The sequence below is a fragment of the Tepidiforma sp. genome (genome assembly GCF_034433535.1).
Taxonomy (GTDB): domain Bacteria; phylum Chloroflexota; class Dehalococcoidia; order Tepidiformales; family Tepidiformaceae; genus Tepidiforma.
The window spans coordinates 1-10,851 of sequence record NZ_DAOUAO010000230.1 but is presented as its reverse complement, the minus strand read 5'-3'; the positions used below and the strand labels follow the sequence as shown (position 1 = coordinate 10,851).

Genomic DNA, 10,851 nt, shown 5'->3' with positions numbered 1-10,851 from the left:
GCGGCGAGGAGCGTCCAGAGGACAAACGGAAGGGCGAATGACAGCGCAGCCAGGCCGACCAGCGCCGGCCGGGGGACCTGCCCCCCAAACTGCAGCGCCGTGCGCTGGCGCCGCCCGCCGAGGGGCCGCGGGCGGACCGCCGCCCGCCGGGCCTGCACCCGGACCGGCATGGCCGACTCGAGGGCTTCGGCGTCGCGTGCGACGGAGACGGCGTCGTGGCTCATTCCGCACCTCCTGCGCGGGCTCGCACGAACCGGTCATCGAACAGGCGGCTGAGGTCGACTTCTTTCTCGATGAGGCCGGTTTCGAGCAGGAACTGCTGGATGCGGGCAGCTGCGAAGGGCAGGCTGGTGAGGTCGTTGCCCGGCTGGAAGGCGGCGAGGTTCTGCTCGAGGGTAAAAATGGTGGTCCCGGCTTCGTAGGCGCGGTACTCCTCCCCGGAGACGCCGGCGCGGCGGGCGAGCAGCTCGAGCGCCCGGTCGGGGTTGGCAGCCATCCATTCGAGGGTGAGGAACCAGGCATCGACGAGCCCCTGGACTGCCTCAGGGTGCTCTTCGACCAGCTTGTGCGAGACCACGAGGTGGTCGGAGATGGCCCCGGGGAAATCGGCGGAATCGAAGAGGACCTTCGAGCCGGGGCGGCTGAGGGCCTGGGTGGTGAACGGGGCGAAGACGGCGACGGCATCGACCTGGCCGGCGGCGAAGGCGGCTGCAGCAGCGCCGGTCTCCAGGTTGACGATCCCGACGTCGTCGGCGGAGAGCCCGGCCTCGGCGAGGCCGAGGAGCAGGAGGTAGTGATCGACCACGCCGACCTCGAGGGCGATGCGCCGGCCCTTCAGGTCGGCGACCGAATTGATGCCCTCGGCCACGATGATGGCGTCGTTGCCGGTGGAGTTGTCGTTGACGAGGACGATGACCTGGTCGGAGCCGGCGGCGACGGAGGCGATGGTGTCGTTCAGGGTCTGGGAGTTGGCATCGAGCTGGCCGGCGGCGAGGGCGTTGATGGAATCGAGGTAGCCTTCGAAGTAGACGAGGTCGACGTTGGCGCCGGCCTGTTCGAAAAGGCCCTCTTCTTCAGCGATATACCACGGGAACCAGCCCGGCCATGCGCTGTAGCCAAGGCGCACGGTGGGCCGGTCGTTGCCATCGCCCCCGCAGGCGACCGCGAGGAGGGCGAGCGAGGCGGCAATGAGCGCAACGAGCAAGGTGCGGAGTCGCAGCGGCATGGTTCCTCCCTGGCAGATGCGGCCGGGGGCCGGCCGAAAATCAAAAAGCCCGGGTAGGCGACGCCTCCCGGGCTTTTCTCCCGCCGTGTGCCCCTCCGATGAGGGGTGTCACTCTCGGACCAGACCCCCGGGGTGCCCTCCGGAGCGGAACCCTAGTGACACTGTTAGGTTCCGCGACATGGATGACGGGCCTGTTGCAGGCGGATGAAGCTGGGGTTACAGGCGTGGGGCGGCGCCGGGGCGGCGGCCGCTGCGAGGGATGGCGGCAGAGGGGGCTGACTGGCGCTGGCCGGCCGGGTCGCGACAGATGCTGACGTGTTTTCCCCGGGGTGATCTGTTGGGGCTCGTGTCGGGATAGACTCCCGGGACGAGCCCGGCTCACACCGCGACCGGGCCAGCACGCGACCACAGGGAGCAGGGGATGTCTGAAGTCGAAGAGCTCTACGAACGGTTGGCTGCCGCTGTCACGCTGGAAAGTGACGATGCAGCCATTCGCATTGGTGCCAGCTACCAGCCACAGGCGGGCCCCGACGCGAAGGTCTTCCCGCCCACGTACATGGAGCGCGATGGGACACGCTACCACTTCGAGAAGCGGTGGTCGTCAGCGGGGAGCCCGCTGGAGGTGGTGATTCTCGACTCCTATCAATCCCAGGCCAACCGCTGCGAAGCAGCATTGGAAAGGGAAGCCGCCGCTCTCGGGCTGCCGCGCCTGGTGCTCAACCACTCGGTCAATGGTAATGCCATCAGCATCTCGAGTCTGATTGCTCCGCACCGGTCGCGGGATGCTTACTTTCTTGACGCGCTGGTAGACGGACGGCCATTCGACGAGACGCCGGTGGGCATGGCGCTTGACCGGGCAACGCTGGACGACCTGACGCCGTTCCTGCAGTACGTCCCCACGGACCTGGTCTATGGCATTTGGGACTCCCACCGCGGCAAACGCATGGCGCTCAAGTTCGCGCGCTCCTACACCTCCGAGATGCTTGGCTGGGAACCTCAGCCGGGCAAGCGCGCTGCCACCAAAGGGGACCCGCTCAATCTGCCCGGCAACGACTCCGTTGACTATCGGGACTGGAGACCAGCCGGCACCTCGAAAAAGAGCAAGGATTCACAGAAGAAGCTCAGTGAACTCGGCCACGGGATGGTCCCCGGCGAGCCAGACGAGAGCATCGGCGGAGTCGCGGTGCGGGGCATCACCCGCCTGGCGGTGCTCTCGCTCACCGGCCTTGCGCGGCTGTCGTTCTCCAGCGATGAGGTGAACCGCGCGGGCCGCACGATGCTGGCGGCCGTCGGCCTGCTCGGGGACCGGCTCGCCTTCGGAGGTGCGGGGCTGCACCTCCGCTCCGGGTGCGACCTCGTGCTCGAATCGGAGCACATCGAATGGGTGCAGCGAGGGGGCCGGACGGAGCCGCTCGAACTTGACCGGGAACGTGCACGGGAGCTGTTCCACGCTGCGCGTCGGCGTCTCGAACGCGCCGGTATCGCCTGGTCGGGCGAACCCGTGGTGTTGACGCCGTCGAAAGCCCTCGCAGAGGTCATCGCGGCGACACTGACGGCGCGCCCACGTGTGGGGGCGCCTGCTCAAGGTGATGGCCAACTCGCAGAGGTCATCGCGGCGACACTGACGGCGCGCGGCGTCGAAGACGCGGGAGACTGATCAGTGCTGGTGCTCTGCTGCCGGCTGCTGCGGGATACGTTCGAGGGTGCCTCGCCCGACGACCCGGCGGTTGCCGAATGGCCGCCATCCTGGATGCGCGTGTTCTCGGCGCTGGTGGCCGTGGCGAGGCACAGCGACGACGCGGAGGTCGCGCTGCTCGAGACGCTCGAGCGGCTGCCACCCCCGGCGATCTCGGCTGACCCGGCCTCGCTCGCGGAGACGACGGAGCTAATGTCGGAGCGGCGGGCGTGGGTGCCAACCAATGCGCGCAAGGCCGGCTCGGCTGCGGGGAACCTTCCCGGCCGATCCAACGACGCGCGGGGATGGGCCCGGCTTGCTCCCCGCCACCTGGAAATCTGGTATATCTGGGACGGCGAACCCTTGGGGGAGACCCAATTCGAGCTCCTCCAGGGGTTGTGCCGTCGCGTTCCCTACCTTGGACGCTCGACCTGCCCGGCTGTCCTGGAGGTTGCCCGTGAGCTTACCGGGCCAGCGCCATCGTTGCTGCCTGTTCCCGTGGACGCGCAGGGTGTCGGGAGCGTGTTCGACGCTGTCCAGTCGATGCGGGTGCCCTTCCCGGGGTCGCTGACTGCCTTGCGGCGAGCTTACGAGCAAAAGGCCGAGGGACTCCCCGGGGACCCGTGGGCTATTGGGGCGTATGTGGATTACCGAAGAGGTGAGGCCCGGCAGGCGAGCGAGGCTGTCCGCGGCCCGTACCGGACCCTCATCGTCCTCGAGCTGCAGGGGCCGACCCGCGACGGGCGCCACGTCGTCGGGTTTACCGACCTTCTTCGCAGGGCGCTGATGGCGAACCTCACGCGCCAGCTCGACGCCGTGCACGGCCACGGTCAGCCGGGGAGCCCCCGGTGCAGCTTCCTGGCGCTGCCGTTTGTGGGCCACCGGCACGCGGATGGGCACATCGTGGGACTCGGGGTTGCGGTTCCCGAGCTTGACCGGCAGGACTTGCGGGACCTGATGCTGGCGCTTGAAACCACCGTCCGGCAGGGTCTGCGCTCGCCATCGCTGGGAACATTCGGGCTCCGGCGGCTCTTGCCGGTGGACCAGCTCCGCGCGGCGCTAACGTTGCGGTCGTCGCGCTGGACCCGGCCGTCGCGGTGGTGGGTCACCGTGTACCCGGCTGTGCTCGACCGCTTCGTGAAACGGCACCAGGACATCCCGGAGCTGATTCGCCTCACGCTGCGCAACGCAGGATATCCGGAGCCGGCGGCGGTGCGTTCGAGCACGCGCCCGTTTTCAGCCATCGTGCCTGGTGCCGTCGACCTGCAGCCACACGAAACCATGAGGCCGGGGCATTCGCAGGGGTTCAAGCCGTATCGGCATCTTGTACTGGAATTCGCCGCGCCGGTCGAGGGACCGGTAATCCTCGGCTCCATGCGCCACTACGGCCTCGGGCTGTGCGTGCCGGTGGACGAACAGGCGGCCAGGGAAGCCCTTTACGGTTCTGCGGTGTAGTTACCAGTGATGAAGTCCGGAGATTTCGCAGCATATTTCGAAGAGCTGACAGGCAACGCCCCGTTTCCCTGGCAGGAGCGGCTGGCGGGGATGCTTGTTTCGGGGCACACTCCGAAGCTGATCGCTGTGCCCACCGGGCTGGGCAAGACCTCAGTCATCCTTGCCTGGGCCTACGCGCTCGCCAGCCAGCTATCCGAGGAAGCGAGCGTCGGGAATCGCCTCCCCCTGCGCCTGCTGTACGTGGTCGACCGCCGCATCATTGTGGACGGGGCGTTCGAGACCGCCGACCACCTCCGGAGAACTCTGGCATCGCCTCCGCCGTCGAGCCGTGTCGTGGCTGAGGCCGCAGGGGTTCTTCGCGCGTTTGTTGGCCCCGATATCGAACCGCTCAGCGTGGTTCGCATGCGCGGAGGCCTGACCTGGGACGCGCGGTGGGTCGAGGCTCCCCACCAGCCTGCAGTGGTGGTGGCCACTGTCGACCAGTTCGGGTCGAGGCTCTTCTTCCGCGGGTACGGCGTGACGCCCACGATGGCGCCGATCGACGCCGCGCTGTGCGGGACCGACGCATGGGTGATCGTCGATGAAGCCCACATCAGCGCCCCCCTTACCGAAACCCTCGGCCGGGTGACGGCACTGCAGGAGGATGGTGGCATCGCCGGCGTTCGGCCCCTTCGCGTCACACTGATGAGCGCCACGGCGGGCCAGACTCCCCAGGGACTGATCCTGACAGCCGACCTTGCCTCGGAGACGAGCGCCCAGTCGCCGGCGGCCCGGGTTGCGGGGCTACGGCTTTCGGTTTCGAAGCCGGCGCGGCTCGAGACGGTTACCGCACGGGGGAAGGGCCCGGCGCGCCTGCGGGACCTGGGAGCGCGCCTCGGCGCCCTGCTGGGAGATGTGGCCCGGGAGGCAGGGAGGTACGCGGTGCTGTGCAATACGGTGCAGGCGGCCCGGGCCGCGCACCAGCAGCTTCTCAGCAAGGGAGCGCCAGGAGCCTGGCTCCTCACCGGCCGCGTGCGGGAGTTCGAGCGGGAATCGCTGGCGAGCGAGGTCTCCGCGCGGTTCGCCAGCAACGCTCCCCGGCCGACGGATGTCCAGGTGCTCGTAGCGACCCAGACGGTAGAGGTCGGGGCGGACCTCGACTTCGATGCGGTCGTGACCGAGTGCGCGCCGCTCGCGTCCCTGGTGCAGCGGTTTGGGCGGGTGCGCCGGATGGGACACGCCAACGGCTCGACGTCGGTCATCGTCTACTGCCCCGAAGTTCACGCTGGCGACCCAATCTATGGCGGCGCGACGTCCGCAACCTGGGAGCTCCTTCGGCAGGTCGCCAGCCCCGGGGACACGGTGGACTTCTCGTGGTCCGGCGTCCGGAACATGCTCACGATGGCGACGGCCGGAACACAGGTCGCAGGGCAGTTCGTCCCGGTTCTGCTTGGGGCACACATTGAACGGTGGGCGCAGACTTCGCCCGTACCCGTGCCGGACCAGGCGGTCGCGCCGTTCCTCCACGGGTTCCAGGCAGGGGGACCGCCGCAAGTGTTCATCGCCTGGCGGGCGATTCCTCGTTCCCAGGACGAAGGCGAAACGCCCCAGCACTGGCAGCGCTGGCTCGACCTCGCGCCACTGACTTCCTGGGAGACGGTGGCCGTTCCGCTCCGCGAGGCCCAGGCATTCATCGCGGGGGCAGAGGCGGACACGGTCGACTCGGACGTTGAGCTGGCGGCCGGCGACGGGCAGGCGGCGAACGTGGCGGGCGGCCGGAGCGTCGCCCGGGCGGTGGTGCTCGGCGAGCCGGGTGAACCACCCCGGATGGTCCAGTCGCCGGACGACGTTGAGGCCTTCTGCACGGTCGTGGTCGACGCCTGGGAGGGCGGACACGATCGCTGGGGCTGGAACGGTCGCCGCACAGAGCCCGGGACCATTTCCCCTGTGGCCGATGTGGGAGACCTGGTCCCCACCCGGCGCGGGCGATCGCTCCGCCTCGCCCCTTCGATCGCCGCCACGCACGCGCCGGAGGCGATGGACCAGCTGTACGCGGCATGGGAGCGATTCGACCCCGAAGACCCGGCCGGTACGCTCCCCGGGGTCCTCGAGGCGTTCGCTGACCTGGTGCCGGAATCGCTCGCTGCAGCCTACCGCACGGCCGCGGAGGGGCTTCGCAATGGGACCTGGACCATCTTTCTCCCCGAGCGTGACGCGGAAAGCGGCCGCTGGCTGCTCCAGGAGGCGGGGCGGCCGGTGGTGCGGCTCGCTCTGCGGGCAGGCAGGTTCGACCTGAGAACCGAGGTCACCGACGACGATACGCTTAGCACCTCGCTCACAGCCCGGGCGCGCGTACCCCTCACGGTTCATGGCGAAACCGTGGGACAACTCGCGCGGGATTTCGCTGAGAAGCTGGGGCTGCCCGGGGAGCTCGCCAGGGCCGTCGAACTGGCCGGCCGCCTGCACGATATCGGCAAGGCCGAGCCGCGATTCCAGGCTGCGCTCTACGACGGCGACCCGTTTGCAGCGATGGAGGGCGAGCTGCTGGCGAAATCGGGCCGCGACCCCCGCGACCAGGTTGCCCGGCAGGCCCACCGGCTGGCCGGGCTCCCGCGGGGATTTCGCCATGAGGCCGTCTCCGGGCGCCTGGTGCGGGCGCTGGCAACCGCGCGACCGGAGCTCTTCGATGGCCTCGATGTGGACCTCATCCACCACCTGGTGGTCGCCCACCATGGACACGCCCGGCCGCTCCTGCCGCCCATTGTCGAACAGGCACCGCCGCCTGTCGCGATCGAGTTTGACGGGGTGCGGATGGACGTATCGGGCGAACCCCTCCAAATCGACTGGAGCCATCCCGGCGTCTTCCAACGCCTCAATGAACGCTACGGCTGGTGGGGGCTTGCTTTCCTTGAGGCGATCGTGCGGCTGGCCGATATGCGGGCGTCAGAACAAGGGGCGACGGCGGCCGTGGAAGGGGGCGGGGAAGCAACCTCAGGGATGGAGAGCGATGGCCATGTACGAGATTGAGGCCCCGGCACTGCGCGGAAATGACCCGGTTGGCTTCCTCGCTGCTGTAGGCGTGGTCAGCCTGGCCGAGGCCAAAGCTATTGCCCCGGTGGAACTGGCCTGGCGCGGGGGCCGGGTGCCGCACGCTGTCTTTCGCACGGACGCGTACGCGTCCGTGGAGGAGCTCGCCGGGGCCCTCAAGGAGGTCGCCCGGTCGCTTGTGAATGACGGCGCTGCGATTCCCGGCGTCCCAAGGCATTTCCCTTACGCCAGCCGACACCCCCTAGACACCAAAACGGGAGCCGACCCGATGCGCATGTCGCGCGAGGCGGCTCGCGCGACCTATCTCGAAGCTGCTTCCGCCTGGCAGCAGGGCAAGCGGTGGTTCGCCCGCTGGGTGGTGGCGTTGCTGGCGCCGGGCACGACGGATGACGGGACGCCCGGGGGCCGCGTTCGGCTCACGCCGTTCAACGCCCCGTTCGGTCAGATGAAGTTTCGCGACTCGTACTTTGACCAGGCGTGTGTGAGGGTTGCCAAGGAGGAGAACATGCCCGCCGATGCGTTTGTCGGTTGGGCGCGGGTGGACCACTTCACGGGTGCGAATCTCGATGCCCGTGCACTCCTCGATGGGGTGCTCAGCACGAACGGGAAGCCGGCGAACACCGGTGCACCTTCAGCGACCTGGCTCGCGATGATGGCCCTCCGCATGTTCCCGCTCGCCGATGATGGGCGGTTGCGCTGCACCGGCTGGCAGGAGGTGAGGCTCTCGCGCGAAGCCACGCGGCGGTCGCTTATCTGGCCGCTCTGGCGGCCGTTCTTCGACGGAGCCGCCATCCGCACGCTGATTTCCCACCCCGCGCTCGAACTCGAACGCACCCGGGGTGGTCGGTGGGTGCCCCGCGGCCGACTCCGACTCGCCGGGCTTGGGGTCAGTGCGGTGTATGGTTCCTCCCGGAGGACGCGCTCCCAGGGTGATGGACCACTGGGCCCGGGCGTGCTTCTCTGGCCGACCTGAGCGGCGTCGCGTGTCTTCTGCCGGGTTTCGTTATGGTCGAATGCTGAAATGTGAGTGATTCCGATCCTGCTGTGAACGCTGTCTCTTCCGCGGAAGCCGATAGCGGAGAGAGCGAGCTGCTTCCTGCGCGGATGGTCAATGAGTTTGTGTACTGTCCGCGGCTGTTCTACCTGGAATGGGTTCGCGGCCTTTGGGCGGAGAATGCGTACACCGCGGATGGTAGCGACATCCATCGCAACGTCGACGTACCGACCGGTATCGCGCCGGGGCCAGAGGGGGCGGGACGGACCGTTGTGCGCGGGATGCTGCTGAGCTCGGGGGAGCTCGGCGTCGTTGCGAAGCTGGACCTGGTGGAGTTCGAGGGCAACGCCGCCAGGCCGGTTGACTACAAGCGCGGGCGGCCGGCCCCCGTGAAGGGAGGTGTTTGGGACCCTGAGCGCATCCAGCTCGGCATCCAGGGGCTGCTTCTCCGGGAAGCCGGCTACGACTGCAGGGAGGGTGTCGTCTATTTCGCCGAGGCCAACCAACGGGTGCAGGTGGCGCTGACGAAGGAGCTCGAGCGAGAGGTTCGGGAGGCCATTGCCGCAGCCCGCGAGACAGCGGCCTCGCCAACGGCTCCTCCGCCGCTCATCGACAGCCCGAAGTGCCCGTCCTGCGTGCTGGTTGACCAGTGCCTCCCGGATGAGCTGAACCTCCTGCTTCACCGGCGCTCGGCCCGGCCGCGAACGCTGATTACCCGGGAGCGGGCAGCACGACCGCTGTACCTGGTGGGAGGCGGGACCCAGCTCCGAAAAGAGGACAACCACTTCGTTGTTCAGCCGCGGGAGGGAGCACCAACACGCCTGCGGGCGATCGATATCAGTCACGTGGCCGCATTCGGCCAGGTGTGGGTGAGCACGGCTGCGATTCACGCCCTGCTCGCGCAGGAATCGCCGATTCTGTGGCTCACCCGCGGGGGACGCTTCCTCGGGATGACTTCGGGGCTGCTGGGCAAACATGTGGAATTGCGGCGCCGGCAGTTCGCTCTGCCTCCCAAGCAAGCCCTCGAGCTGGCGAAGGCTGTGGTCAGGGCGAAGATTCGCAACCAGCGCACCCTGCTTCGCCGGAACGCGCGCTGGGAAGTTGGGCGCGCACTGGAGGCGCTCCGGGACGCGATCGACCGCGCGGGCAGGGCAGGGGATATCGATGCGCTGCGGGGCATCGAGGGGTATGCCGGCCGCATCTACTTCCAGGCGTTCGCCGCGATGCTTCGGCGGGACCTTCCCTTTGATGCGACCGACCTGTTTCGCGGCCGCAACCGTCGGCCGCCGCGCGATCCCGTCAACGCGCTCCTCTCGTTCGCTTACAGCCTGCTGGTCAAGGACGTCGCCGTGCAGGCGCAGGCTGTCGGCTTCGATCCGTATTGCGGGTTCTATCACCGGGATCGGTTCGGCCGACCGGGGCTTGCACTGGATATGGCGGAGGAATTTCGCCCCCTGATTGGCGATTCGGTGGTGATCACCGCCCTGAACAACGGCGAGATCACGCCGGCACACCTTCGCAAGCAGGGTACCGGCTGGGCGCTGACGGACGAAGGGCGGCGGGTGTTTCTGCGGGTGTATGAACGGAGGCTGGAGCAGGAAGTCCGACACCCCCGGTTCGGCTACCGCCTGAGCTACCGGAGGCTGCTCGACCTGCAGCTGCGGTTCCTCGGAGCCTGCCTGCTGGGCGAACTTCCAGCCTATGAGGGGTTCGCGACCCGGTGAGAAGGTGAACCATGCAGCGTCGCCGGTACCTTGTCGCCTATGACATCGCGGACGACCGCCGGCTGCGGGATGTCTACCGGGAGATGGTGGGCTGGGGCGTTCGGCTTCAGTATTCGGTGTACCTTTGCGATCTTTCGAAGCCGGAGCTGATTCGCATGCGGCGGCGGCTCCTGGAGCTCATCGTGCCGGAGAAGGACAGCGTGGCCATCTTCGACCTGGGGGTTCCATCGACGAGCCGGGAAGTCGTCCCGGAGGTCCTCGGTCGGACGCCCGCTCTGCCCCGGGAGGGGCCAGCGATTTACTAGCGCCGGGAGCCGGGGCGCGCGAGCGGTTCCTTGACGGAGGGTATAGACTCAGAGCGCTCGAAGGCGGGCGCGCACCTTACCAGGGGCAGTGGCGAACCTGTGCCGCATGCCAGCGGCTCTGCCGGGCGGCACACTGGCACCACTTGGAGGGGTTCTCGGCCCGGTTGCCGTGGGACCGCTCGCAACGGCGGCGCCGGGAGGCACCAGGGGGCGGATTTTAGCTTCGCGATCCGGGCTGCGGGGGCGGTGTGGAGGCGAGCAGTTTCCACCATCGAAAGATGGTGGCTTCATTGAGGGATGGTCAGCTGATAGGTCAGGATCCAGACCGTCCCGGATGGTTTCCACCATCGAAAGATGGTGGCTTCATTGAGGGCGTTCGACATGGATGAGCTGCCACTCTACCGCTCAGAAGTTTCCACCATCGAAAGATGGTGGCTTCATTGAGG

Annotated in this window: 8 protein-coding genes and 1 riboswitch; of the genes, 6 read left to right on the top strand and 2 right to left on the bottom strand. The window is 68.2% G+C overall.

Annotated elements, in window-relative coordinates:
* On the bottom strand, positions 1-224 hold a 224-nt coding region (locus VAE46_RS12355; RefSeq protein ID WP_322797243.1), incomplete at its 3' end, for a hypothetical protein.
* Positions 221-1,225 (bottom strand): ABC transporter substrate-binding protein, encoded by a 1,005-nt coding sequence (locus VAE46_RS12350; protein ID WP_322797242.1) that lies wholly within the window; start codon positions 1,223-1,225, stop codon positions 221-223. The genes VAE46_RS12355 and VAE46_RS12350, both read right to left, overlap by 4 nt.
* Before the next feature lie 62 nt (positions 1,226-1,287).
* A riboswitch (guanidine-I (ykkC/yxkD leader) is annotated at positions 1,288-1,392 on the bottom strand.
* Positions 1,393-1,646: 254 nt separating this feature from the next.
* Here VAE46_RS12350 and cas7u point away from each other — a divergent pair.
* From cas7u to cas2, 6 genes are all read left to right on the top strand, one after another.
* Positions 1,647-2,882 carry a type I-U CRISPR-associated RAMP protein Csb1/Cas7u gene (cas7u, locus tag VAE46_RS12345; protein ID WP_322797241.1) on the top strand — a complete coding sequence of 412 codons (1,236 nt, stop codon included), beginning with the start codon at positions 1,647-1,649 and terminating at the stop codon, positions 2,880-2,882.
* 3 nt (positions 2,883-2,885) lie between these two features.
* Positions 2,886-4,355: a type I-U CRISPR-associated protein Csb2 gene (gene csb2, locus VAE46_RS12340; RefSeq protein ID WP_322797240.1), complete on the top strand. Its 1,470-nt coding sequence runs from the start codon at positions 2,886-2,888 to the stop codon at positions 4,353-4,355.
* 9 nt (positions 4,356-4,364) lie between these two features.
* Positions 4,365-7,361, top strand: a complete 2,997-nt coding sequence (cas3u, locus tag VAE46_RS12335; RefSeq protein ID WP_322797239.1) for a type I-U CRISPR-associated helicase/endonuclease Cas3 — start codon at positions 4,365-4,367, stop codon at positions 7,359-7,361.
* Between the two features lie 289 nt (positions 7,362-7,650).
* Positions 7,651-8,355, top strand: a complete 705-nt coding sequence (locus VAE46_RS12330) for a hypothetical protein (RefSeq protein ID WP_322797238.1) — start codon at positions 7,651-7,653, stop codon at positions 8,353-8,355.
* 71 nt (positions 8,356-8,426) lie between these two features.
* A complete protein-coding gene (cas1, locus tag VAE46_RS12325) occupies positions 8,427-10,100 on the top strand; it encodes a CRISPR-associated endonuclease Cas1 (RefSeq protein ID WP_322797237.1) in 1,674 nt (557 codons plus the stop codon).
* A gap of 11 nt (positions 10,101-10,111) precedes the next feature.
* On the top strand, positions 10,112-10,405 hold the full coding sequence (cas2, locus tag VAE46_RS12320) for a CRISPR-associated endonuclease Cas2 (protein ID WP_322797236.1): 294 nt from the start codon (positions 10,112-10,114) through the stop codon (positions 10,403-10,405).
* The last annotated feature ends 446 nt before the right edge of the window (positions 10,406-10,851 follow it).